The sequence below is a fragment of the Mycobacterium sp. SA01 genome, from assembly GCF_041287105.1.
In the GTDB taxonomy this organism is placed as follows: Bacteria; Actinomycetota; Actinomycetes; order Mycobacteriales; family Mycobacteriaceae; genus Mycobacterium.
Genome location: NZ_JBGGNO010000020.1, coordinates 545,587 through 570,304 on the forward strand (window position 1 = coordinate 545,587; position 24,718 = coordinate 570,304).

General features: G+C 65.6%; 24 protein-coding genes. 13 read left to right on the forward strand and 11 right to left on the reverse strand.

The features are described from left to right. Window positions 1–25: 25 nt before the first annotated feature. On the forward strand, window positions 26–784 hold the full coding sequence (locus tag AB4879_RS21775; RefSeq protein ID WP_370509240.1) for a GAF and ANTAR domain-containing protein: 759 nt from the start codon (window positions 26–28) through the stop codon (window positions 782–784). Between the two features lie 7 nt (window positions 785–791). Here the strand turns inward: AB4879_RS21775 and AB4879_RS21780 are convergent, their stop codons facing one another. After that, a complete protein-coding gene (locus tag AB4879_RS21780; RefSeq protein WP_370509241.1) occupies window positions 792–1,610 on the reverse strand; it encodes a GAF and ANTAR domain-containing protein in 819 nt (272 codons plus the stop codon). A gap of 67 nt (window positions 1,611–1,677) precedes the next feature. After that, window positions 1,678–3,312 (reverse strand): fatty acyl-AMP ligase, encoded by a 1,635-nt coding sequence (locus AB4879_RS21785; RefSeq protein WP_370509242.1) that lies wholly within the window; start codon window positions 3,310–3,312, stop codon window positions 1,678–1,680. A 380-nt stretch (window positions 3,313–3,692) separates the two neighbouring features. On the opposite strand from AB4879_RS21785, the gene AB4879_RS21790 reads away from it, so the two are divergent. Further along, window positions 3,693–5,492, forward strand: a complete 1,800-nt coding sequence (locus tag AB4879_RS21790) for a bifunctional serine/threonine-protein kinase/transporter substrate-binding domain-containing protein (RefSeq protein WP_370509243.1) — start codon at window positions 3,693–3,695, stop codon at window positions 5,490–5,492. A gap of 4 nt (window positions 5,493–5,496) precedes the next feature. On the opposite strand, the gene AB4879_RS21795 is transcribed toward AB4879_RS21790, so the two are convergent. Together AB4879_RS21795 and AB4879_RS21800 are read right to left on the reverse strand one after the other, a co-directional pair. Then, window positions 5,497–6,693 carry an ROK family protein gene (locus tag AB4879_RS21795; protein WP_370509244.1) on the reverse strand — a complete coding sequence of 399 codons (1,197 nt, stop codon included), beginning with the start codon at window positions 6,691–6,693 and terminating at the stop codon, window positions 5,497–5,499. A 218-nt stretch (window positions 6,694–6,911) separates the two neighbouring features. Beyond that, the gene (locus AB4879_RS21800; protein WP_370509245.1) at window positions 6,912–7,304 is read right to left on the reverse strand and encodes a hypothetical protein; all 393 of its coding nucleotides are present in this window, start codon (window positions 7,302–7,304) and stop codon (window positions 6,912–6,914) included. On the opposite strand from AB4879_RS21800, the gene AB4879_RS21805 reads away from it, so the two are divergent. Beyond that, window positions 7,285–9,225 carry a VCBS domain-containing protein gene (locus tag AB4879_RS21805; protein ID WP_370509246.1) on the forward strand — a complete coding sequence of 647 codons (1,941 nt, stop codon included), beginning with the start codon at window positions 7,285–7,287 and terminating at the stop codon, window positions 9,223–9,225. The two genes, AB4879_RS21800 and AB4879_RS21805, sit on opposite strands and share 20 nt — an antisense overlap. Here the strand turns inward: AB4879_RS21805 and AB4879_RS21810 are convergent. Beyond that, window positions 9,222–9,662, reverse strand: coding sequence for a DUF5709 domain-containing protein (locus tag AB4879_RS21810; RefSeq protein ID WP_370509247.1), 441 nt, complete (start codon window positions 9,660–9,662; stop codon window positions 9,222–9,224). The two genes, AB4879_RS21805 and AB4879_RS21810, sit on opposite strands and share 4 nt — an antisense overlap. A gap of 136 nt (window positions 9,663–9,798) precedes the next feature. On the opposite strand from AB4879_RS21810, the gene AB4879_RS21815 reads away from it, so the two are divergent. The 4 genes from AB4879_RS21815 (at window position 9,799) to AB4879_RS21830 (ending at window position 13,253) form a co-directional block, all read left to right on the forward strand. After that, a complete protein-coding gene (locus tag AB4879_RS21815) occupies window positions 9,799–10,305 on the forward strand; it encodes a hypothetical protein (protein WP_370509248.1) in 507 nt (168 codons plus the stop codon). Further along, window positions 10,302–10,844 (forward strand): iron reductase, encoded by a 543-nt coding sequence (locus AB4879_RS21820; protein ID WP_370509249.1) that lies wholly within the window; start codon window positions 10,302–10,304, stop codon window positions 10,842–10,844. Before AB4879_RS21815 ends, AB4879_RS21820 begins: the two co-directional genes overlap by 4 nt. Further along, on the forward strand, window positions 10,837–12,048 hold the full coding sequence (locus AB4879_RS21825; protein WP_370509250.1) for an NADH-ubiquinone oxidoreductase-F iron-sulfur binding region domain-containing protein: 1,212 nt from the start codon (window positions 10,837–10,839) through the stop codon (window positions 12,046–12,048). The genes AB4879_RS21820 and AB4879_RS21825 overlap by 8 nt, the downstream gene beginning before the upstream one ends. Before the next feature lie 704 nt (window positions 12,049–12,752). After that, window positions 12,753–13,253 (forward strand): DUF5994 family protein, encoded by a 501-nt coding sequence (locus tag AB4879_RS21830; protein WP_233209290.1) that lies wholly within the window; start codon window positions 12,753–12,755, stop codon window positions 13,251–13,253. 16 nt (window positions 13,254–13,269) lie between these two features. Here the strand turns inward: AB4879_RS21830 and AB4879_RS21835 are convergent, their stop codons facing one another. Together AB4879_RS21835 and AB4879_RS21840 are read right to left on the reverse strand one after the other, a co-directional pair. Beyond that, on the reverse strand, window positions 13,270–14,604 hold the full coding sequence (locus tag AB4879_RS21835) for an MFS transporter (protein ID WP_370509251.1): 1,335 nt from the start codon (window positions 14,602–14,604) through the stop codon (window positions 13,270–13,272). Between the two features lie 104 nt (window positions 14,605–14,708). Then, window positions 14,709–15,164, reverse strand: coding sequence for a DUF5994 family protein (locus AB4879_RS21840; protein ID WP_370509252.1), 456 nt, complete (start codon window positions 15,162–15,164; stop codon window positions 14,709–14,711). 497 nt (window positions 15,165–15,661) lie between these two features. Here AB4879_RS21840 and AB4879_RS21845 point away from each other — a divergent pair, with 497 nt between their 5' ends. The 5 genes from AB4879_RS21845 (at window position 15,662) to AB4879_RS21865 (ending at window position 20,625) form a co-directional block, all read left to right on the forward strand. Next, on the forward strand, window positions 15,662–16,738 hold the full coding sequence (locus tag AB4879_RS21845) for a glycosyltransferase (protein ID WP_370509253.1): 1,077 nt from the start codon (window positions 15,662–15,664) through the stop codon (window positions 16,736–16,738). Further along, window positions 16,735–17,754 carry a glycosyltransferase gene (locus AB4879_RS21850; protein WP_370509254.1) on the forward strand — a complete coding sequence of 340 codons (1,020 nt, stop codon included), beginning with the start codon at window positions 16,735–16,737 and terminating at the stop codon, window positions 17,752–17,754. The genes AB4879_RS21845 and AB4879_RS21850 overlap by 4 nt, the downstream gene beginning before the upstream one ends. After that, complete coding sequence (locus AB4879_RS21855) at window positions 17,751–19,232, forward strand: glycoside hydrolase family 130 protein (RefSeq protein ID WP_370509255.1); 1,482 nt, start codon at window positions 17,751–17,753, stop codon at window positions 19,230–19,232. Before AB4879_RS21850 ends, AB4879_RS21855 begins: the two co-directional genes overlap by 4 nt. Before the next feature lie 309 nt (window positions 19,233–19,541). Next, complete coding sequence (locus AB4879_RS21860; protein ID WP_370509256.1) at window positions 19,542–20,345, forward strand: transglutaminase family protein; 804 nt, start codon at window positions 19,542–19,544, stop codon at window positions 20,343–20,345. A gap of 79 nt (window positions 20,346–20,424) precedes the next feature. Beyond that, complete coding sequence (locus AB4879_RS21865; protein ID WP_131536191.1) at window positions 20,425–20,625, forward strand: hypothetical protein; 201 nt, start codon at window positions 20,425–20,427, stop codon at window positions 20,623–20,625. Between the two features lie 47 nt (window positions 20,626–20,672). Here the strand turns inward: AB4879_RS21865 and AB4879_RS21870 are convergent, their stop codons facing one another. Beyond that, window positions 20,673–21,836, reverse strand: coding sequence for a N(5)-(carboxyethyl)ornithine synthase (locus AB4879_RS21870; RefSeq protein WP_370509257.1), 1,164 nt, complete (start codon window positions 21,834–21,836; stop codon window positions 20,673–20,675). A gap of 85 nt (window positions 21,837–21,921) precedes the next feature. Next, window positions 21,922–22,101, reverse strand: coding sequence for a hypothetical protein (locus AB4879_RS21875; protein WP_102807037.1), 180 nt, complete (start codon window positions 22,099–22,101; stop codon window positions 21,922–21,924). Window positions 22,102–22,256: 155 nt separating this feature from the next. On the opposite strand from AB4879_RS21875, the gene AB4879_RS21880 reads away from it, so the two are divergent. Continuing rightward, entirely contained in the window at window positions 22,257–22,859 is a 603-nt protein-coding gene (locus tag AB4879_RS21880; protein ID WP_370509258.1) for a TetR/AcrR family transcriptional regulator, read from the forward strand. Between the two features lie 68 nt (window positions 22,860–22,927). Here AB4879_RS21880 and AB4879_RS21885 read toward each other — a convergent pair whose 3' ends face one another. Both AB4879_RS21885 and AB4879_RS21890 read right to left on the reverse strand, forming a co-directional pair. Continuing rightward, the gene (locus AB4879_RS21885; protein ID WP_036343377.1) at window positions 22,928–23,131 is read right to left on the reverse strand and encodes a cold-shock protein; all 204 of its coding nucleotides are present in this window, start codon (window positions 23,129–23,131) and stop codon (window positions 22,928–22,930) included. A 76-nt stretch (window positions 23,132–23,207) separates the two neighbouring features. Next, the gene (locus AB4879_RS21890; protein WP_370509259.1) at window positions 23,208–24,590 is read right to left on the reverse strand and encodes a DEAD/DEAH box helicase; all 1,383 of its coding nucleotides are present in this window, start codon (window positions 24,588–24,590) and stop codon (window positions 23,208–23,210) included. Between the last annotated feature and the right edge of the window lie 128 nt (window positions 24,591–24,718).

Sequence of the window (24,718 nt, forward strand, 5' to 3'; positions counted from 1 at the left end):
CGTCCAGGCCGGGAGGTAAGCCATGGTGAGCGATGACCTTCGCGAAACCCGGGTATTGAGCGCGGTGGTATCACTGGTCGACAGCCTGCTCGACGATTTCGACGTCGTGGACCTGCTGACGGAACTCACCGAACGGTGCGCCGAACTGCTCGACATCGCGTCGGCGGGATTCCTCCTCGGCGATCCGCTGGGGCGACTTCATCTGGTCGCCGCCACCTCGGAGCAGACGCGGGATATCGAGCTGTTTCAACTGCAGGCCGAGCAGGGGCCCTGCATCGACTGCTACCGAACCGGCGAGCCGGTCGTGGTTCCCGACATCGCGAGTCAGATCGACCGGTGGCCGCTGTTCGCCTCGGCGGCGGCTGATGCGGGCTTCGCGGCGGTGCACGCCCTGCCGATGCGCGCGGCCGGCGAGGTTCTGGGCGCACTCAATCTGTTCGATACCCGGCCCGGTGGACTCAGCGAGGCGGATCGACTGGTTGCCCAGACCCTCGCCCACATCGCATGCGTTGCAGTACTGCAAGAACATCCGCCCACCCCCGCGACCGTGGTGTCGCCGCTGCGGTCGGCCCTGATCGGCCGTGTTGTCGTCGAGCAGGCCAAGGGGTTTGTCAGTGAGGTGCTCGGGGTGTCGATGGATGAAGCATTCCGGTTGATCCGGACGCACAGCCGGATGCGCGGCGAGCATCTGACCGACGTTGCGCGGCGGTTGATGAGCGACCGGCACAGCCGGCCGGAGTTGGTCAGGGCACTCACCGAGCTCGCCCGTGGCGGAGGCCGGTAGTGAGCACTTACTGCTGACGCGCCCGGACCCGGCGAACCGCCTCGTCCACGAGTTGCTCGGCGACGTCGGCCAATTTGACGTGCTCCCGCTGGCTGATTCGGGTGAGCCGGTCGAAGGCCTCCTGCGCGCTGCCGCCAGAACGGCTACGGATGATCCCGATCGCCTGGTCGATCACCGCCCGGCTGCGCAACGCCTGCTGCAACTGTTTCATCCGCAGTCTGGTGCTGGCCAGCAGTTGCGCGTTGTACACCGATACCGCTGCGGGACCGGCGAATTGGGTTCCCAGTTCGACGGCGTGTTCGGCGAAGGCGTCCCGGCTATAGGCGTAGGAGTTGATCGCGCCGACGATCCGGCCCCCGACGGACAGCGGTAGTGCCAAGGCCGAGTGCACACCCATGCGCGCCACCGAACCGCCGAAATGCGGCCAGCGGCGGTCGCTTCCCAGTGACCCACTGACCGCGGGCCGTCCGGACCGAATGCAGGTGATGCATGGCCCCTCGCCGAGCTTCTCGTACTGCAGGGTGTCGATGTCCCCAACGAACTGCGCGGTCACCGACCGGGCCTGGACGGCCAGTTCCTCGCCACCCGGACCGACGGTGCGCGGCTCGATCACCGTGACGCCGGCGCCGTCGGCTCCCGGTATCGCCTGAACCGCGAATTGCGCCACCTGGCGCAGCATTTCATCGACGCTGGCAGCGTCCGCGATGATCCCCGCCAAACCGCTGAGGCCAGCGCTCAAGTCGAGTTCATCAGACTGGAGCTGAGCCGGGGAGAGCTCTGGTTCCGGGGGCGGCTTGCGGCCCGGCTGCACGTCGTAGTCGTCCATCGACCCCCTCCCCGGGTGTCACTGGCAAAGACAGCGGGATCCCCGCGCGATCAATGTACCGCTGAGCTCAGGTCACCAATGCCAGGGCGTGAGCCCGCCGCAACTTGCCGGACGGGGTCTTGGGGATGACTCCCGGGGCGAGGACCACCACGTTGCGCGGCCGCGCGTTGACCTCCACGACCACTTCGTGGATCACCTGGTGTTCGATCCGACGGACTTCGTCGTGGTCATCGAAGTCTTTGCATTCCACCGCCACTGCAAACGATTCGCGGGAATGCCCCGCATCGAGCCGGACGGCCACCGCGCAGCCCGGGCGCACTCCGTCGACGCGGGCCGCGGCGCGTTCGATGTCGGTCGGGTAAATGTTCCGTCCGGCCATGATGATGACGTCTTTGAGTCGGCCGCAGACGACGATCTCGTCATTCTCGGTGAGGTAGCCCAGGTCGCCGGTGTCGTACCACCCCTGATCGTCCTGCGCCGAGATGAACCCGGCGACCGTGGTGTATCCCGGCGTGACCGGCTCGCCACGCAGGTGGATGACGCCGACTCCGCGGGCGGGTAGCAGTACGCCGTCCTCGTCGAGGATGCGGGCCTCAAGTCCGTTCAGCGGGGGACCGAGTGTCACCAGGCGCCTGGTGTTGCCACGGGTTGCGGGGACAGCACGGTGCAGCACTGCCAGGAGGTCCGCGTCGATCTCGTCGACGGTCATGCCCACGCCGCACGTGGAGAACGACGCGGCGACGGTGGTCTCGGCCATGCCGTAGGCGGGCAATATTGCCTCGGGTCGCAGCCCGTGCGGTGCACCGGCAGCGCACAAGTCCTCGACGTCTGCCGGATCGACCTGCTCGGCACCCGACAGCGCCCACCGCAGCGACGACAGATCGAACTGACCGGGGGAAGCGAGGCTGCGCAGCCGCTTTGCCAACAGCTTGTAGGCGAAGTTGGGGGCCGCTGTCATCGTGCCCCGATATTTGTCAATGAGCTTGACCCACAACAGGTTATCGCGGAGGAAGTCCATCGGGGTCATCTTGATGAGCTCGACGCCGAAGTACATCGGCACGGTCAGGAAACCGGTCATACCCATGTCGTGAAAGCAGGGCAACCAGCTGACGATCACGTCGGACTCGACGTCGACCTCGGCGCCGACGAACATCGCCTCGGCGTTGGAGACGACATTGGCGTGCGTGATCTGGACCGCCTTGGGTGAGCCGGTCGAGCCCGAGGTCAGTTGCATCAGGGCCAGGTCGTCGTCATAGGACGTCACAGCCCGCACCGGGTCGGCTTTCAGCAGTTCGCTCGCGACCACCACCCGGATTCCCCGTTCGGTGAGCAGCGGCGCTGCCGGCAGAAACGGCTCGCCGACGACGACAGCCTTGGCGTCGATCGTCTCGAGTACCGCCAGCGTCTCCTCGGCCCAGCGCAGCAGGTCGGTGCGCGGCGTCGGCTGGTGCAGCATGGTGACGCTGGCGCCTCGAATCCAGATGCCCTGGGCGGTCGGTGCGATGTCGACGGGATACCCGGCGAGCACCGCGACGGCGTCGCCGTGTCCGACACCGGCGGCGGCCAAGCCGCCGGCAATCCGGCTGGCGCGCGCGTGCACTTCGGCCCACGTGTGGCGCACCGGGGCGTCGGGCTCGCCCGTGACCATCCCCTTCATGCTCCACTGGGCGTTACTGAGCATCGTCTCGGTGAACTGGCTCAACGGAGCCTTCCTTCTGCACGCCGCGCCGCAGCGGCGGGGTGCGATGTTTGTGGCCGCAGGATGACTGCCGCGAGTAGTCGTGTGAAGCAGCGCTGATTCGACGCTGTTGATCGGCCACGCGCCCGCGCTGGGCGCCAGATCGTGCGGTCGGCTACGTCGAGCCGGAGGGCACCGGTGCGGCGGGGGCGTTCAGATCGCCGCCGTGACGTGTCCGCGAGGCTGGTGGGTCAGCCACCATGACCGTACCGTGCGACGGCGCTGGTCGGGGACGACTCGCAGGCGAATCGGTCCCGCTGCTTTCCACTCGCTGACTCGCGGCGGCCATGGCAAAGGTGAGGTAGCTTCAATCGACGGTCGGGGGAGCTGCCAAGGAGTAGATGGTGGAGTCGACACCATTTGGGCACTATCAGCTGCAGGAGCTGATAGGTCGCGGCGGTATGGGTGAGGTTTACCGGGCCTTCGACACCAAGACCGATCGGGTGGTCGCCCTCAAGGTGCTTCCGCACCGGCTGGCGCAGGACCAGACGTTCCAGCAACGATTCAGACGCGAGGCGCAAGCAGCCGCCGCCCTCAACGAGCCGCACGTCGTCCCCATTCACGGATACGGCGAGATCGACGGTCGCCTCTACCTGGATATGCGACTCATCGAAGGCCAGACGTTGGGCTCGATCCTGTCCGACACCGGCAAGCCGTTGGACCCTGCGCTCGCGGTCAGCATCGTCGAGCAGGTCGCTTCGGCTCTGGACGCCGCCCACGCCGCCGGCCTCATTCACCGGGACGTCAAGCCGTCCAACATTCTGATCACCGGCCGCGACTTCGCCTACCTGATCGACTTCGGGCTGGCCCGCACCGCCAGTGAGGCGGGGTTGACGACGGCGGGCAGCACGCTGGGGACGCTGGCGTACATGGCTCCGGAGCGGTTCAGCGGAAGTCAGGCCGATCACCGATCCGATGTCTACGCCCTGGCGTGCGTGCTCTACGAATGCCTCACCGGCGACCGGCCGTACCCGGATGACAGCTTGGAACAGCAGATCGCCGGGCACATGACCACGCCGGCGCCGCGACCGTCGGAGAAGAATCCCAAGCTGGCCGCATTCGACGCAGTGATCGCCAAAGGCATGGCGAAGAAAGCCGCCCAGCGCTATGCCAGCGCCGGGGAGCTGGCAGCTGCCGCACGGCAGGCCCTGACCGCACGGGTTCGTAGGACCGGGAGTTCCGGACGGCACGTCTTGGCGGCGCCGCGGCCACACCGGCGACGCGCATTCGCCGCGGCCGGGGCCGCCGTCCTGCTGGTGGTCGCTGCCGGCGTGGGTGCCTGGCAATGGCAGGGATCAGACAATCGGTCCAGCAGCGCAACAAGTTTGGCGGGGACCGCATCCAGCTCGCAACCGCTACCGCAGGCCGACGGCGCGGTGCCGTCCATCGCGGCGATGGTGCCTGCCAGGATCCGCGACTCGGGCAGGCTCGTCGTCGGCGTGAATATCCCTTATGCGCCAAACGAATTCATCGACGCCGACGGCAAAGTGGTCGGGTTCGACGTCGACTTGATGAATGCCGTGGCCCGTACCCTCGGGCTGACACCGGAATATCGCGAGACCGCGTTCGAGGCCATCATCCCGTCGGTGCGCGCGGGCGATTTCGACCTCGGCATGTCGTCGTTCACCGACACCAAGGAGCGCGAAGCCGCAGCAGATTTCGTCACCTACTTCCGGGCCGGCACCCTGTGGGCGCAGCGGCCCGGCGCCCCGATCGACCCCGACAACGCGTGCGGCCTCAGGGTCGGGGTGGCCTATCCGTCGCTGCAGGAGTCCGAGGAGCTGCCGGCCAAGAGCACGGCGTGCGTGGCGGCCGGCAAGCCCCCGATCAAGAAGGTCATCTACACCCGCCAAGACGATCTCAACACCGCGCTGTTGGCCGGGGAAGTCGATGCGATGTCGGCCGATTCGCCCGTCACCGGGTTCACGATCAAGACCAGCGGCGGGCAACTCGAGGCCGCCGGCGCGGTGTTCGACTCCGCCCCCTACGGCTGGCCGGTGGCCAAGGACTCCGGTCTCGCCGAGCCGCTGCGGCAGGCGCTGCAGCACCTGATGGAGACCGGTGAGTACCGCACCATCGCCACGATCTGGGGTGTCGAGAAGGGATTGATCGACAAGCCGTCGATCAACGCCGCGGTGCGCTGACGGGTTAGGCGGTCGTGTGCAGCATCCCCGCGATGTCCGGGTCGAGCTGTTGCAGCGCAACGATTACCGCGATCGGGGCGTCACGGCCGATATCGGAGCGAACCGTGGTGGTGCGGCCTTGGCGCTCCGGCGGACGGAGCTCGTCGATACGGGCGATCAAGCCGTCGGCCAGTTCGTCGAATTCGACGATCAGTCCGGCCACAATGATCAACTCCGGATCGAGCAGCGCCTCGATCAGTGCGGCGGTATGGGCGACGCGGTCGATGACGTCGCGAATGATGTCCTGGGACTGCTGATTTCGTGCCGTCTCCTGACGTACTGCCTCGATGTCGACCTGGTCGTAGGTCTTGCCGACCGTCTGTGGCGCGGCAGCCTGCATCGCGTACATCGACATGTCGGCTTCCACGCACCCGATTCGGCCGCAGCGGCAAGGCGTCGAACTGCCGTAGACCGGTACGTGCCCGATCGCACCGGCGATGCCGCTCGAGCCGGCATAAGGGCGTCCGTCGATGATCAGCCCGACGCCTAGCCTGCCGCCGTGATCCAGGACCACCGCCGTGCGTGCTTCTCGTGCCGCACCCGCGATCGTCTCGGCCAGCGTGATCGCCTTGGTGGTGTCCTGAACGGCGACGGGCATGCCGAGATCACGTGAAAGCAGCTTGCCCAGTTCGACATTCGTCCAGCCGAGTTCGTGGGATGCGACGACCAGTCCGGTGGTGTCGTCGACCAGTCCCGGAATGCAGACGCCGACCACGGAGGCGCGCTTACCGTCGGGGTCGCTCATCAGCTTCTTGGCGATACGGGTGATCGAACGGATGACCACCGCGGGTTCTCGGTCTCCTGTGGGGGTTTCTTCTTCCTTCGAGATGTTCCCGGTGGCGTCGGCCAGGATGATCCGCGCGCGGATCCCGTCGATTCGGATGCCCAGCACCCGGCGCGCCTCCGGATTGCAGTCGAGCAGGATGCGCGGCCGACCGCGTGAACTGACGCCCTCGATGCGGGACTCCAGCTCGACGAGTGTGCCGTCGTCGATCAGGTCCGCGACGAGCGTGGTGACCGATGGGCGCGGCAGACCGAGCCGGTCGGCCAGGTCAGCCCTGGCCAGCGGGCCAGACGTGCGCAGCAGGTGAACGACGCGTTGGCGCTGCAGGAGGCGCGCAACCTGCCTGCTCTGCTTCGTCGATTCCGACTGTTTCAGCACACCCTCCTTGACGCCGCCCGTGGCGGGCTGCTATTAAATTCGTCACACCAACTAAATCGTATTAAGTACGTCACACCAATTAAACCGGGGAGCCCTCCAATGCCTGCTGATCGTCGGCCTGCCAAACCGCAGCCACTGTCCCTTCACGATGCCGCCAAGGTCGGCGCGTACGGCGGCATTGCCGTCGCCGCCTGGTTGGCCGGGGCGGTCGCAGCCGGTCACGGGGTTGCGGCGGCCGACTCGACCGGGAGCTCCTCGGGTGCATCCTCGTCCGCTTCCTCCGCCGGTGGCTCGTCGTCCGGTGGATCGTCCTCGGCCCACGCCGGGCCGCGTGCCACCGGTACCGCCAAGGCTAGAGGCAGCCGCCTCTCGAAGCCCTCCGCCACGACGAAGTCGAGTGAGTCGGCGGGATCCTCGACGGCTGCGAGCGCGGCGGCCAAGCTGGCGACGCCGAACGTCATCCCATCGGCGAGCTCAACCACCTCGAAGCCGGTCCAGAAGAGTGGCAGCCTGCGCACCGCGCAGGCGTCGTCCGCGTCGTCGGTGCCGGCATCGATCAGCACACCGGCGTTGGCCCCTAATCCGGCCGGATTGCTCAACGGCATCGTCACCTCGCTGCTCAACCCGTTCCTCAAGCCGCCGCCCACCAACAGCGGTCCCATCGTGCCGGTCATCTGGACGGCGCTGGGTTCGGTACGACGCGACCTGTTCAACCAGGCGCCGACAATCGGAACCCCGACCACCACGGTCCAGACCGGGCAAACCGTCACCGGCAACATCGGCGCCACCGACATCGAAGGTGACGCGCTGAAGTACACCGTCACCCAGGGGCCCAAGTACGGCACGCTGACGATCGACCAGGCCACCGGCAACTTCAGCTACACGCCGGACGACATCAACTACACTGCCGCGCAAACTGATTCGTTCACCATTTCGGTGACCGACGGCAAGTTCAACGTCCTGATGCCGTTCAGCTCCCGCACCGCGTCGGCCTCAAGCAGCCTGACCGTGCTCAGTCCCGAGGCTCAACGTGTCATCCTCAACTTGCCCGCCACCATCACCAACCCGACGATTCCGCGGTTCGCGCCCGACGGAAAGACGTTGATGTTTTCGGCCACGCCGGTCGCCGGCGGTCGTACCGAGATCTACTCGATCGACGCCGGCGACACTGACGGGTCTACCGTCACCTGCATCACCTGCGGTGTCACGCCCACCGAAGGCAACCTGGGCAAGAGCACCTACACCAGCGACGGCTCCGGGCGGTTCGTGGTGGAAGCCCCCGGTCACTGGGACGTGTACCAGCCCGCCACCGACACCGCACCGGCCGCGCTGATCCCGATCATCACGCCACCGTCGGGATCCACCGCGATCGACAAGCAACGCGAGATGCGGATCTCGCCCGACGGCAAGTATGTGCTGTTCAGCCAAATCCAGCTGGGCACAGGCAATCTCATCACCGCGATTCCGGTCGTCGGCAAGCTGAATCTGACCACCAACGCGGTCACCGGCGCCCCGGAGTACCACATCGATGACGCACGGGTGGTTTACCCGGTCGGCGAAGGCAAGCAGTGGACGCCCGACGGCAAGGGCGTGATCATCCTCGGAGGCCGGTACGACTCGGGCAACGTCGACGACATCGTCGTCGACCTGGCCACCGGGAACGTCACGCGTCTGACCGGCAACCTCGACTACGACGAGGACGTCGACATGTCGCCCAACCAGCAGTGGATCGCGATCTGCAGCACCCGCGGACTCGACGCCCTCACCCCGATGACTCGGATCGACCGGCCGGCGCTGCTGCCCGCCGACATCCAGGGTGCGGTGTACACCGCCTATGCCGGCGGGCTCAAGACCCCCGACTATCCCAATGGCACCGGCATCAACGTGTCCAACCAGGAATGGCTGGTCGCCGTCGAAGACGATCTCAAGGGCGAGAACGGGATCCCGCTGTTCGTCACCGGCGACGGCTACACCGCGCGCAGCATGCCCAGCTGGAACGCCGACGGAACCTCAGTGGCCTTCTGGGAGCGCAGCATCACCGACCCGTCGGACACCCGCCTTGTCGTCACCAACCTGAAGTACACGACCAGCGTCGGTGCCGTACAGGGTGATCTCGCGACGCCGAATGCGGACTGGGCACCGGCGCTGAGCACATACAAAGCCGGACCGGCACCGCTGCCGCCGGTCGGGGCGTACACGAGTCAGTACGGCGGAACCGCCTACGTCTCCGAGGCGCCGGATTCCACCACCGCCGGCAATACCATCCGCACCGTGACGTACACCAATTACGTCAACTCCGAAGGCATGATCCTCAACGGCACCGAGTCGACGAGCGCCGGGGCCAGCCAGTCGTCGATCGTCTACAAAGCCAACATCACCGTCACCGGTGAACACACCGGCTCGCTGACGGCCGACGCCACCATCAACAAGCTGACCCGATCGATCACCGGCACGATCTCGTCGACACTCGACGGCAACACCCAGGTGCTGCTCGACCCGACGAAAGTCATCGATGACCAGTTGAGCGCTTAATCCTCGTCGATGACGTGCATGGCGGCCTCCTCCGCGGAGGCCGCCCCGCCGTCGATACCGACGTCTTCGGCCACGAGCTCGGACTCGTCGTCCTCACCGAAGCCCGCATCGGGTGCCACCAAACGACCCGACCGAACCCGGCCGACCTCGTCGTCCTCCGGATAATCGGAGTCGTCCGCAGCGGAGCCATTGAGCTCGTCGAGCACATTGTTCAGCCGGGACACCGGATCGGGTTCCTCCTCGGCCAGCAACTCGTTGAGCGTCTCCGGGCCGGGATGATCGAAGTTCGTACGGGCGACCGGCCGCTCCGGAGGGGAGATGCCCTCGTCGAGGATGTCGTCGACGCCGCGGTCGACCAACGTGTCCTCGGGCTGGAGCTGGTTGTCGTCCTCGACGCTGTATTCGCCGCTGTCAGTGGTGTCGTCCCAGGTGCTCACAGCTCCAGAATGTCACGATGCCGGAGCAGGGCCACGGGGACTTTCGTCACCAGCCGCTCGACGGCCGTCACCGCCCCCGCGCGGACCCATATTCACTTCTTTGAGCTCATAAAGAATCGATTGCCACCATCAACGCATGGACTCACCTCGTTCCGGATTTCGCCGGGCCGCCGTGACCTCGTGGGCGTTGGCCGGCATCGGCATCGCCGGAGTAGCGGGCGCATCGGCGTTGGCCTACGGCGACACCGTCAAGCCCGTCGTTGCCGAGCTTCCGCCGGCCGACCCGATGGCGACCGACCCAGCCGTGGACCTGCCCCCGGCACCGCCCGTCGTGGAACCGGCCCCGGCGCCGGTGCCCGTGGCGGACACTCCGGCGCCCCCTCCGAGCCCGGAGCCGACGGTTGCGCCCGCTCCCGCGGAGACCTACACCCCGCAACCGGCCTACACCCCGCAGCCGACCTACACCCAGAAGCCGGCCTACACGCCGAAGGCGACCGTTCAGGAGCAGGCACCGGCACCGGCACCGAGCACCAAGTCGCAGCCCGCGTTTCCGATCCGGCAGAGCCATGTCCCGGCCGGTGGCGGGGGCACCTCGGGCGGCAACAGCTTCTCCCCGCACGTCACGGTGTCACGTGGGTCATGACGAACGAAGCGCTGTGGGCGTTGGGCCGTGGCAACGGCGTCGTCGCGTTGGTGTTCATGACCGTGTCGGTGGCATTGGGTATCGCCGCCCGGTCCGGACGCCCGCTGCTGCTGCTACCCAGATTCGCCGTCTCTGACGTTCATCGCTTCGCCGCCCTGTCGTCGACGCTGCTGGTGGCGTTGCACATCGGCCTGCTGTTCCTCGACCCCTACGCCAAGCTGAAACTCATCGACATCGTCGTGCCTTTCCTCGGCGCCTACCGGCCACTGTGGCAGGGCCTGGGCACCGTCGCCGTCGACGTGCTTGCCGTCGTTGTGATCACCGGTCTGCTCCGTCACCGCATCGGTCCGCGGGCCTTCCGATTGGTGCACTGGGCGACTTATTCGTTGTGGCCCGTCTCGATGGCTCATGCGCTGGGCAACGGCACCGACACCGGACGCGCGTGGTTCCTCGCGATCGCAGGCGGCTGCGCGGTCGTCGTGGCTGCGGCGCTGATCTGGCGGCTGCGCGCCAACTTCGATGAGTATGCCGATGCGTAGCGCACCGCGGCTGCTGTCCGCTGCCGGACCGGCTCGCGCTGAACACCTCGACCGTTTCGGCCCAGCACCGAGAATCTCCGGCAGCCAACTCATTTCGCTTCTCAACGACGCCGGGCTGTCCGGGCGGGGCGGCGCCGGCTTCCCCACCGGCCGGAAACTCGCCGCGGTCACCGGCCCGGACCCCGTGGTGGTCGCCAACGGCGCCGAGGGAGAACCGTTGAGCCGCAAGGACGCGCTGCTGCTGACACGGGCGCCACACCTGGTGATCGACGGCCTGCACATCGCCGCCGCCGCGATCGGCGCCCACACCGGCTACCTGTACGTCCACGCCGACGCCGTGGCATCTGTGCGCGCGGCCCTCGCCGAGAGACGAGCTGCCGGGCTCGACCCACACCGTGTCGAGCTGACAGTGGTGGAGGCACCCGACACCTTCGTCGCTGGGGAGGAATCCGCGGCGATCCGGCACATCGAGGGCGGCCCCGCGTTGCCGCGCGACCGCACCGTCCCCGTCGCGATCTCGGGGGTGCGTAAACGCCCCACCCTGGTCAACAACGTCGAGACGTTGGCGCACATGGCACTGATCGCCCGCCACGGGGCCCACTGGTTCCGGTCGATCGGAGACCCGGCCGACCCGGGCTCCATGCTCGTCACCCTCTCCGGCGCGCTGGACGGTGAGGGTGTTGTCGAGGTGCCGACGGGCGTGCCGATCACGGACCTGATCGACACCCGAGCGGTGTCGGCGATTCTCGTTGGTGGCTATCACGGGAGTTGGCTGCCCGCTGAGACTTTCGCGGGACTGAGGCTATCGCGCACGGGCTTGAAATCGCTGGGTGCATCGCCCGGCGCCGGGATCGTTCACGCGCTGGGCGTGACCGAGTGTGGGTTGGTCCGCACCGCCGAGATCACCGGCTACCTCGCCGACGAGAGCGCGCGCCAGTGCGGTCCGTGTCGCAACGGCTTGCCCCGGTTGTCCGAACTGATCGACGAACTGGCCTACGGGCGCGCCAGTGACCATCTGGTCAAAGAGATTCGGCGTATCACCCGGCTTGTGGACGGCCGAGGGGCGTGTCGGCACCCTGACGGGACCGCGCGTATGGTCCGCAGCGCGTTGCGCGCGTTCGCGGCCGATATCGAGCAGCACCGCCTGGGCCGGTGCGAGAGCGTGGTCCCGGCGGCGCCGGTATCGAAAATGCCGATGGCATAGCCGGCATCATGTGCCTGAGCAGTGATGCCGTCGGCCGCGTCGCTGGCCAGAAGTGTTGTCCGCGCGCAAGATCCGATGGGGTTGCCGCGTCGTGCGAAGGGGTTTCAGCGAGCCTTGACGTTAGCCACGGTTTGAGCCGGCCCGCCGTCGGACTTGGAGCGTTTGTCGGCCCGTTTTTCTTTGAGAGACTTGCCGGATTTCTTGGACATACCCTGTCGGGGGGATTTGTCGGACATCGTCGGCCCTTCAATGGGGGGCCTGTTGGTGGTCCCGGTCCCTCGGACTCTACGCCCGAATCCCCGATACGGGCCCGACAAGCCAATTTCTGGCCTTTTCGACCGGCAAATTTTCCTGTCCCGCAGGATATTTCACGCGGTCAGCGAGCGACAACGCGATCACCGCTCGATACTGTCGACACCAGCCGCACTGCCAATGCGGCATCGATCGACGGTCCACGAACCCTGGGGTGTAGTGTCAGATGCAGATCCGTTCTGCATTGGCGGGGCCGTTAGGCTCGGGCTACATCCATGGGTCGACCCTGCTAACTCGTGAGGAATTTCCCACATGGAAAACTCCGACCTTTTCTCTCATCCCGTCGACACGACGGATGTTGCGTACGAGACGGTCAATGCGCCTGTCCCGCACCCGATTTTCTCTGGGCTCACCGAGTCCGACTCACCACAGTCTGCGTCCTCGTGAACGGCATGTCCGGGAGTCGGCGCCTTGCCAGCCCGGTGCGTATCACCCTGAAGCCGACCCTCGGTGGCGACATCGACGGCGCCTGGTGGCCGCATTCGTTCGCGCTTGCCCGCGAATTGCCGGAACTGATCGAGGCATTGCACCCGGTCCTGGGTGAGATCGTCGATATCAAGATCAACTGGTCTTCGTCGTCCGGCACCCCGGTTCTGAAGACGCTCACGTCGGGAGCGGTGTCGATGCACGGCTGGAACGATCGCCAGCATCGGCTGATGATTGTCTCCGGTCGTACCGGCTGCGCACGGCTGCTCGTGGTGCCCAGCTCGACGTCGGTGAACCTGGGGCGTCTGGTGATACGGCGCGCTGCCGCGATGGATCCTGGCGCCGAGCACGACAGCTCGATGTGCGATATCGCGGACGCCGTGATTCGTGCGGCAGAGTCAGAGTGCTCCCTGTGGTCGGCCCAGCTTCTCGAGGCGGCCGCAAAGGTCGAAGCCTCCGCGCCCTGACTGTGTCGGCTGTCGGCTAGCACGCCACGTGGGCCAAGCGCTGCCGCGCGACAGAGGGTTCGGTTGGCTCGATTGACTCAGGGATGCCCAGGCCGCGTCCGGCGGTCTCGGTCAGAAGCAACACGCTGATCAGGCTGACCACGGTGAAGCCCGCCATCATCGCGGTGATCGACCAGCTGCCGTACGACGACAGCAGCATGGGGGAGAGCACCGGGGGCAGCGCGCCCCCGATGATGCCGCCGACGTTGTAGGACAGGCCGGCGCCGCTGTAGCGGTAGCGGACCGCGAAGATCTCCGGAATGAATGCGGCCAAGGGGCCCATCATGATTCCGATGATGCCGTAGGTACCGATGATGGCGATGCCGTAGCGGACGGGGTCGCCGGATTGGATGAGCGGGAACAGGATCAGCGTCCAGGGCAACGCCAGTGCGGCACCGAATCCGAGGATGCGTCGGCGGCCGTAGCTGTCGCTGAGGATTGCCGACGCGGCGACGAACACCAGCGAGCACACCCCGCCTGCGACACCCACCAGCAGGATCAGGTCCTCGTCGTAGTGCAGATGGGTCGCGGCGTAGTTCGGGAAGTAGGTGCCCACCTGGAACGCCAGCATGAACAGGCCCATCACCGCGCCGGCCGCCAGCACCACCTCGCGGCCTTGGTGCCGCATGGCCTCGGCGAGCGGAACCCCGCTGGGTCCCTCAGCCGCCGACTCGGCGAAGACCGGGCTCTCCTCGACGTGTAGCCGGATGTAGAGCGCGACCGCCACCAGCACCGCACTGATCAAGAATGGGATGCGCCAACCCCATTGCAGGAAAGCCGTTTCCGCGTCGCCGAAGGCGCCGTGCACACCGAGAAACACCAGGTTGCCCAACACCAGCGCGGTACCGAGACCCAACTGGGTGAACATGCAGTAATACCCACGCTTGCGTTGCGGTGCCTGCTCGGCGCTCATCAGCGCGGCGCCGGCCCACTCACCGCCGACGGCGAAACCTTGCAGCAGTCGCATGCTGATCAATAGCAGGGGCGCGGCCGCACCGATGACGGCGGTGCTGGGGATGAGACCCACGCCGACGCTGGATGCGCCCATGATCACCAGCGTGAACACCAAGGTGTTCTTGCGGCCGATGCGATCGCCGAAGTGACCGAACACCGCCGCCCCGATCGGCCGGGAGAGAAACGCCGCCGCGAAGGTGCCCAGTGAGGCGATTGTCGCCATCAGTGGGCTCAGACTGGGGAAGAACACGTGCGGGAACACCAGTGCCGCGGCGGTGCCGTAGATGAAGAAGTCGTAGTACTCGATCGCCGAGCCGACGTAGCTGGCGAGCGCGACCCGGCGCATACCCGTTTCCATGACGCAATCGTCGCCAGTGGCGTGCGCCACAGGTATCCACCGGCCAGAGGATCTTCGCAGCTGACTGTGGTGTCCACCGATCGGTGGACACCACAAACCGTCGCCTAGCCGTCGAGGGCCGCCGCCAGCAGTTCATCGCTGGTCGAGGCATTATCGGGAGCCGCGGCCGTAACCATCACGGCGTGCGCCCGATCGGCATCTGTTCCGACAGGTACGACGAGCAGGACCAGCTTCCCGCCGCCAATCCCCTGGACTTCAACCGTATTGCTCGGTTGGCGGTTGTAGCCGTCGAGTCGGACGACTCGGCCGCCGATCAGTATCTTGCCGCGGGCCTTCACCCACTCCGTCATCTTGTAGAGGACATAGCTGATGGGGCCGAGGCGAACTGACAACACCGCGAGCAGGTCGGGGACTTCCGCTTCGAGGTCGTCGCTATGCGGCCACCACGCCCCGTCAACGCGACCCGTCTGAGGACCCTTCGGCTTCAGTCTCAAGCGAGGTGTCGCCTGTGGTGGCGGTTCTTTCCAGCCAACTGATGTGCGGACTTCTGGTTGCGTCATCGGACGCTCCTGTCTGCGGCCATGAAACCCACCAAGGTTGGGGGAGGTGACGCGATGGGTGAACGCGTCCGAAGCATCGCCGTACGTGCAGCCTACTCGCATCGCTACCGACATACGTCCTGCCCGAAAAATCCGGGCAATCGGTTGGAAACCGTTCGTTATCAATGGAAATCGACGTGGACCCGCCCGACGCGGCTGCATGGTGAGTGGCGCTTCCCGTGCCGTCAGATTCTCTCGCCGGCCGTCGTTCTCGTTCACGGCCTGGTCGCGGGGTGTAGGGTAGGTGGTGTTGGGAATCCAGCCAGTCCGGAATGACTCAGCCGTCCGCCGCTGACTCGCCGAGCATTCGCTCACGCCGGGCACGTCGGTGACAACCGCAAGACGGGATCACCTTGAACCTTCACTCTGTCCTTCCAACAAATGCGCCTATTGGCGTTCGCCGCCAAGGCTTTTCCGGCATCCCGCGGGTTGGAATTCTGAGTACCTACCCGCCGACGTTGTGCGGATTGGCCACCTTCAGCGCGGCGCTGGCCGACGGGCTTCGCGCTAACGGTGCCGCCGTCGACGTGGTTCGGATCGCCGATGGAACGCCAAGCGGCGATGTCCATGTCATCGGCGAGTTGATCAACGGTGTACCGGCGTCGGTGTCCGCAGGCGTGCAGCTGCTGAACAGATCCGACGTGGTGGTCATCCAGCACGAGTACGGGATCTATGGCGGGGCTGACGGCGAAGATGTGGTTGACATTATCCGTGGGATACAGGTTCCGACGATCGTTGTTGCCCACACCGTGCTCAAAGAGCCCACGCCGCAACAACGTTGGGTACTGGAAACGATAGTGGCCCAAGCCGATCAGGTGGTCGTGATGACCACCGCTGCGCGCGACCGTCTTTGTCTGGGCTACGAAGTCGACAGTCGAAAGATCATCACGATTCCGCACGGGGCCACCGTGGTGGCCAGGGCTCATGTCAAACGTGGCGGTCGTCCCACGCTCTTGACCTGGGGCCTGCTGGGGCCGGGCAAGGGCATCGAGCGAGTGATCGATGCCATGGCCACGCTCAGCGAACTCCCTGGCCGCCCCCTCTATCTGATCGCCGGTCGCACACATCCGAAGGTTCTGGCCGCGGAGGGCGACGCCTACCTTGATGCGCTGCGGGAACGGGCCAAGTGTCGCGGCGTCGCGGACTCGGTGAAATTCGATGTCGCTTACCGGGACAATAAGGCGCTTGGCGCGATCATTCAATCAGCGTCGGCGGTGGTCTTGCCTTACGACTCCACTGAACAAGTCACCTCGGGCGTACTGGTTGACGCCATCGCCAACGGACGCCCCGTCGTAGCGACCGCGTTCCCTCACGCGGCCGAACTGCTCGGCGACGGCACCGGAATCGTCGTGCCGCACGGTGACACGGATGCACTCACATCCGCCCTGCTTTCAGTGCTGACGCAGCCGCGGATGGCCGGGCAGATGGCGGCAAGGGCACGTCTGTTGGCTCCGACAATGGCGTGGCCGGTGGTTGCCAAGGACTATCTGGTTCTGGCTCAACGTCTTCGCTCCAGGATGTCGGCTCTCGTATGAGCGAGCTGCCGATTCCGAATTTCGACCAACTGCTTCGGATGACCGACCATCGCGGGACCTTTGAGCACGCGTGTCTTGACGAACCGCGGCCCGAGCACGGCTATTGCACTGACGACATGGCCCGGGTGCTCGTCGTCGCCGCCCGTGAGCCCGGTGCCTCCGGTGAGGTCAATCGCCTGGCCGGCGTTGCCGTGCGGTTCCTGAATGACGCCCAAGCCCTCGGTGGTGCCTGCCGGAACCGAATGGATGCTGCCGGTAAGTGGTTGGACGAGCCGAGCCTGGATGATGCTTGGGGTAGATGCATCTGGGGCCTCGGCACCGCAGTAGCGCACAGCGACGTCGTATGGGTGCGCAAGTCAGCGCTGGTTCAGTTCGAACGCGCCGCGCAAGGGCGTTCGAAGTGGCCGCGCGCGATGGCATACGCCGCTTTGGGTGCCGTTGAAGTTCTCACGGTCCAGCCTGACCATCGCGCTGCCCGCAAACTGGTCACCGATTACGCGGTCTCAATTGCCAAGCCGAACGGGGATCCCGACTGGCCGTGGCCCGAGCCACGTCTGAGCTACGCCAATGCTGTTCTGGCCGAGGCGATCATTGGCGTGGGCGTGGCGCTGGAGGCACCGAAACTGTGGCAGCAGGGCCTCGATCTGTTGGCATGGCTTCTGGATATCGAAACCGTCAACGGTCACCTGTCGCCCACTCCGGTCGCGGGGCGCGGCCCGGGTGACTCTCAACCGGCCTTCGATCAACAGCCGATCGAGGTGGCAGCTCTGGCCGACGCGTGCGCTCGCGCCGCTGCCGTCGACGCCGCCGCGCAATGGAACGACGAAGTACGAAAGGCCGTGGCGTGGTTCACCGGTGCCAATGACTCCGGCCAGCTGATGTGGGATCCGGCCACCGGCGGTGGATATGACGGGCTGCAGGCCGACGGGGTCAACCTCAATCAAGGCGCTGAGTCGACGTTGGCAGCGATCTCGACGATGCAGCACGGCCGGCGGATATCGTTGCTGCAGAGATGACGTCGATGGAAGTTGATCTCGCCAAGCGTGTCCCACTCCGGCTGACGCACGATAGATCACGGGTCGTCACCCGCCTTTTCGTGCCTGGCCAGGAAGGCTTCGAGCAGCAGGATTCGCGGGCGGGAGCGGTGCTTGCGCGCATCCTCGCGCTGGGTGAAGACGACGTTATGCGCTCGCTGGATGACGTGATCAGCCGATTCGACAGTCGGCATCGCGATCTGGGCGGCACGTTCCGGCGGCACGCGCGCGAACTTGCCGACCGGCTGCGGCCAGATGCGCGAGTGTCCGATGTCCGGATGTTGTTACTGGGTGCCACTTTCACCAGCGAGTACGCGATCGAGGGTGCGGCGCTGTGCAATCCGAGCATCGTTGCGCACCCTGACCAGACCGGGACGATCGCAGGTGAGCTACGAATTCTGCTGAGTGTGCGAGGTATTGGTGAAGGCCACCGGTCGTCGATCGGATTTCGGACGGGTGTGGTTGATGCGACCGGATGCCCCCGCATCGACCCTGCAGGTGCGTTCGCCACGCTCGGCGCGACGGCGCCGGGCGGCTTGGACGCCGCAGTCTTCCGCAGCGAGCTCCACCAGTTCGGCGATGACGGGGAAGCGGCCAACTACGTCCTGGAACCACTCGGTGAGTGCTTTACCCGTACCGACCTGGAGGAGAGGCTGGTCCAACTGCAGTCTCACTTGAGCACCCGTGGACGTGTGCTCGAGACAATCTCCGAGATCCGCGCGATCGCGGACAGGAGCTACGCTGTCGAATTCCCGGACCAGGTACCGATTTCCGAACGGGTGCTGTGGCCTGCGACGGACGCCGAGTCGGTCGGTATGGAGGACGCGCGCTTCGTGCGCTTCGTGGACAACGACGGCTCTGTGACCTTCTATGCCACCTACACCGCTTACAGCGGGTCGCAGATCAGCCAACAGCTGTTGGAAACGAACGACTTCCGGTCCTTCACCTCGAAGCCCATGGTTGGGCGCGCCGCGGCCAACAAGGGTCTGGCATTGTTTCCGCGTCGCATCAACGGCCGGTACGCCGGGTTGTCGAGGGCGGATCGCGAGTCGAACTCGATCGCGTATTCGGATCACCCATTCGTGTGGACGGACTCGCGCCCGTGCCAGCGCTCGGTCGAGGCCTGGGAGGTGTTGCAACTGGGTAACTGTGGTTCACCGATCGAGACCGATGCCGGATGGTTGGTGCTCACCCATGGGGTCGGCCCGATGCGCACCTACCGGATAGGTGCCCTGTTGCTCGACCTCGATGACCCGACGAAAGTGATCGGCCGGCTGCGTGAGCCGCTGCTGAGTCCTGCCCCGGACGAGCAGGACGGTTACGTCCCCAACGTGGTCTATTCCTGTGGCGCAATCGTTCACGCCGACACCTTGGTGTTGCCTTACGGGATTGGGGACGCGTCGATCGGATTTGCGACTATCGCGATGCCCGACCTGACGTCGGCGCTCGGGTCTGGATGACGTTCAGGCGTATCTCGCACGGCCCGTCTTGCGTTGGCTTGATGGAGAACAACAGCTCGCGGACGCGGGCAGAGGGATGTGTCATGACCTACGCCAGACGAATTCGGGTGGCCAACGAAGACAACGACTGGCTTACCGTGAACGATATTGTGCGTGCGGGTGTCCGGCGCTCCGCGCGCCGTCGAGAAGCGATTGCAGCCGAGGAGATTTGGGATTCCGAAGGCGGTCGTTCAGAGCCTGCGGCTGTCGCTCCGTCGAGATTCTGGTGGACGTGAGCGCAGCGCGGCCGGGCGGGGCATCATGGTTGTTATGAAGCGAGAGGTGGCCGCCCAGCTCGAGGTGGAGATCAGCGGTCCGACGACTCTGGAGTTCCAAATCGCCGTCGCGCCGCATCCGGGAGCCGAAGTGTCCGAGGCGTTGTCCTTCGTCCTGAACGGGCTCCCCGTCGCAGCGGTGGAGATCAGCGGTGAGCATGGCAACCGAATCCACAAACTCGATGTTCCGGTGGGAACGCTGAGGGTCGCCTATGAGGCGACGATCGTTGGCCGAACGAACCCGGCGCCAGTGACCGAGTACGACTTGTCAAGGTACCTGCGCCCCAGCAGATATGCGGAGGCTGACAAGTTCTATGGCTTCGCCGCAACGGAGTTCGGTGACTACCTCGACTCGGATTCGCTGTTGGAGCACGTGGCGTCCTGGGTGGGAAACAGATTGAACTATGTGCCCGGCTCCAGCGACCCGATCGATGGGGCGGTGGATACGTTGCTGGCGGGGGCCGGGGTGTGTCGCGACTTCGCCCACCTGGTCGTCGCTCTGCTACGAGCGGTCAACGTGCCCGCCCGAGTCGTCTCGGTGTACGCGCCGGGTCTGTACCCCATGGATTTTCACGCTGTCGCCGAGGCGTACGTGAGAGGGCAGTGGAGGGTCGTCGACGGAACGCTCTTGGCGCCGCGGCAAACCCTGGTGCGGATTGCCACCGGCCGTGACGCGGCGGACATTGCCTTCCTGGACAACCACAAGGGCGCGATCACGCTGAACAGACTCGAGGTCATGGCGATCGTCGACGGCGATCTGCCCAGAGACTCGCTTGATCAACTGGTGTCGATCCAGTGAGCCGAGAGACGATGCCGCACGCATCATCGAAACGACTCGATCGGCCGCACTGTCTCAGCATTGAGACCACAATCCCGGTATGGATATACAGATTCACCAAGCGGACGGGCGAGTAAGTCGTTACCCAGACGCCACCGGCTATGAGCTGATGCCCGATGCGGTGCTCAAGGTTGATGTTGATGGAAGCCTGCTGTTCTTCAATTCACGGTTCTGGCTTCAGCTGGCGGTCGACGTGGCCGATCCGGACCCGTTCAACGTCAACGCGAACCCACTGAGATAGCCTCGCCCATCTGAAATCTGGCGCCGTTGTCGTTGAGCCGCAGTGGCTTACGTCGCTACGCGGTGCGGGTAGTCCTTCGCTCGATGCTGGAACGACAAGATCGTCGGGTTGCGGACAACACCGTCGCGAATCTCTACAGCCCGGGAGACCGTCGTGCTGCTGTCCCAGAAATCCGGTCCGGCCAAGACTGTCGAGATGTGCGGCAACAGCGCCTCACTGATCTCCCACGTTGCCGAATTCCACAGGTATGACGGGCTGTGGTCGACGGCGTAGTAGTAGACGTCGGAACCCACGGTGATGATCGGGTCGGTGAACGACGTCGGCCGGGCCCAGCTGAAGCCCATCCCGGTGTCGCAGGAGACGTCGATGATCAGGCTGCCGGGAGCGAACGCCTCGAGTTCGTCTGCGGTCACGAAGATCAGGGGCGCGTCGGGATCCTGAAGGACGCAGTTGACGACAATGTCGTTGTCGGCCAGCAGCTCCGCTGCCGGCGCGGGACCGTCGGGGGTGTCCGCCCACGTACGCGCGGCATCGTCAGAGTCCTGCCACATCTTGAAGATCTGGGTGGAGTGAATCGGCGAGGCAACCGCGGCCGCATCGCGGTTGGTGAGCACCCGCACGTCGTCGACGCCGTGCGCATTGAGCGCGGTGACCGCTCCACGAGCGGTCGCACCGAATCCGATCACCGCCGCCCGCAACCGTCGGCCATAACTGCCGGTGATGCCTGCCAACTGCATCGCATGGAGGACGGAGCAATAACCGGCGAGTTCATTGTTCTTGTGGAACACGTGGAGTGCGAAGGAACCATCGGCGTGCCAATGGTTCATCGCCTCGAAGGCGATCAGCGTCAATCGCCGGTCGATGGCGGTCTGCGTCAAAGCAGCGTCCTGGACACAGTGTGGCCATCCCCAGACCACTTGTCCGACCTTCATCTCCGCGAGGTCTTCGGCCTGGACCTTGGGCAGCAGGATGACGTCACTCTCGGCGATCAACTGATCACGCGGCTTGATCCCGGCGACCAGCCCGGCCAGAGTCTCGTCAGTAACGCCGAACTGCTCGCCAAAGCCATGCTCGAGAAACATCCGCTGTCGCAGCGCGGCGTCGATTCTGTCGATATGTGAGGGATGGATGGGTAGCCGACGCTCGTTCTCTTTGCGCGACCGAGCGAGCACGCCGAGTGAAAGTTGAGAATCCTCAGGGCTTTTCGACATGCAATGGGCCTCTGTTCCCGAGGGTGGCGCGTTCACAGCCTGGCTGCGGAGCCGACTGGCCACCGCACCCAAACCATAGCTCACGTCAGAGGCGGTACATCTCCCGCGACATCCTTGAGTGCTCCACGAAGCCGGCGCGCGGCGGTGGGGAGTTGAGGTTCTTACCCCGTGGTTCCTGCTCGGCGAATGCGGGCGCACGCAACCATGCGGCGACCCGGTTCAGGAAGCGTCCCGGCGACAGTCCGCCGGCTCCGATAGCGACCATCACGGTCCTCCGTTCGATCGACCCCTTGGCGCTAGACTAGATCGTCTAGACTGTTAGGTCTAGACGATGTGGTCTAGGCCACATCGTCTAATCGCGGTCGAACGCGACCTATAGTTGGGAAAGCCCAGTTCATTGATGGTTCGAAGGCGGTTCTCATGACCACGCAGCAGGAAGCACCGCTCTCGCACAAGGAGCGACTGTTTCGCGCTGGTGCGAAGTTGTTCTACGAAAACGGCTTCCACGGAACCACGATCGACGCGGTCCTCGCGGAGGCCGGCGTACCGAAGGGCTCGTTCTACCACCACTTCGGGTCCAAAGATGCCTTCGGCCAAGCCGTCTTGAACCGCTATATGGGATTCCAGGGGGAACTGGTCGCCACCTGGGCCGCCAGGACCGACCTGTCGACCGCCGACATCGTGACCGGCTACTACCGGGACATGTCCCAGGTCTTCGTCAAGTCAGGGTTTCAGACGGCGTGCCTGACCGGAAAATTCTCCACCGAGGTGGCCGCCACCTCCGACGTTTTCCGTCCGCAGCTTGCCGACCAAATTGAGGGATGGAAGGTGCGGCTCTCAGCGCTGTTCACCACGGGTCAGGAGCGCGGCGACGTGCGCCGGGACCGCACCGCCGAGGATCTCGCCGATGTGGTGCTCGCACTCATTCAGGGTTCGTTCGTGTTGACCCTGTCGACCCGCGACGAGCACACGCTCGCGGCGGTGTGTGACGCGATCCGGCAACTCATCGAACCCCCGAACTGATCCTGCCAAAAGCGAAGGGCTGGTGCGGTTTTGCCGCACCAGCCCTTGCTTGTGGTATGAGGTCCGAGTCAGACCGCGGAAACCCGCGTCGCCTGGGGGCCCTTGGGTCCCTGTCCGACCTCGAACTGGACTCGCTGGTTCTCCTCGAGCGACTTGTAGCCGTTGCCCTGGATTTCCGAGTAGTGCACGAACAGATCCTGCTCGCCACTGTCAGGAGCGATGAAGCCGAAGCCCTTTTCGCCGTTGAACCATTTCACAGTTCCCTGTGCCATCTATTTCTTCTTCTCTCATTCAGATGGATGCCGGAGGCATCCCTTGCTCGCTCCGGCGGGCCCGCCGGAACGAAATCTAGTTGGTGCCAACCGCTGAGCGCGGCCGACGGGCACGACGGCGGCCGGGCTGGCCCCCACCGTGAGCTTGGTTGCTGCCGGACTGGCCACCACGAGACTGGCCGCCGCGAGACTGGCCCGACTGGCCGCCGCGAGACTGGCCACCACGGCCGCGGCCCGGTGTGGAAGTGCGGCGAGGCGCAGCAGGAGCCGGCGCGGGCGGCGGAGCCTGGTAAGCGGCGACCTCGCCGACCAACGCCTGCACGGGCTCGGAATCTGCCGAAACCTGTTGCGGGGTGGCCTTGATACCAGCTTTGCGCAGCAGCGCCTGGGTGTCGCGGCGCTGCTCGGGCAGCACCACGGTGACCACGTCGCCGGTGCGTCCCGCTCGCGCGGTACGACCTGAGCGATGCAGGTATGCCTTGTGTTCGGCGGGCGGGTCGATATGGACGACCAACTCGACGTCGTCGACGTGGACACCGCGCGCAGCGATGTCGGTCGCGACCAGAACCCGGGCCGTCCCGGCGGCAAACGCCGCCAGGTTGCGATCGCGGGCTGGCTGAGAAAGGTTGCCGTGCAGATCAACTGACGGAATACCGGCCTGGGTGAGCTGCTTGGCCAACTTGCGAGCGTGATGCTTGGTGCGCAAGAACAGGATTCGGCGTCCGGTGCCCGAGGCCAGGGCGTGCACCAAGTCCTTCTTGGCGTCGACGCCGGCCACGTGGAACACGTGGTGGGTCATCGCGTCGACCGGCGACGTGTCCGAATCGACCGCGTGCGACACCTGGTCGCGCAGGAACCGGGCCACCAGCTTGTCGACGCCGTTGTCCAGGGTCGCCGAGAACAGCAGGCGCTGTCCGCCGGCCGGGGTGGCAGCGAGGATTCGGGTGACGCCGGGCAGGAAGCCCAGGTCGGCCATGTGGTCGGCCTCGTCGATCACGGTGATCTCGACCGCGTCGAGCGTGATCAGGCGCTGGCGCATCAGGTCTTCCAGACGACCCGGGCAGGCGACCACGATGTCGACGCCGGCCTGCAGTGCCTTGACCTGCTTGTTCTGCGGAACGCCGCCGAAGATGGTGGTGACCCGCAGACCGCAGGCCTCGGCCAGCGGTTGCAGCGTCGCGGTGATCTGGGTGGCCAGCTCACGGGTCGGCGCCAGGACCAGGCCCGAGGGTCGCGACGACCGTCGGGTGGTGTCAGCCAGCCGGCTGACCAGCGGAATGGAGAACGCCAGCGTCTTACCGCTGCCGGTCTTGCCCCGACCGAGCACGTCGCGGCCGGCCAGAGTGTCCGGCAGGGTCGAGACCTGGATCGGGAAGGGATGGGTGATGCCGCCGTCGGACAGTGCGCGCACCAATGAGGGGCGCACGCCGAGATCGGCGAACGTCAATTCGGGATTCATGAAGCCTTTCGGGCATCGATACATGGCGAGATTGCCGGAGGGCAAAATCGATCGCCGCGAGACTGTGTGCTTGGTGGCACTGATCAGCTGAACTCGGCTTCCGCAGAGCGGTTGAGCCGGTGAAGTGA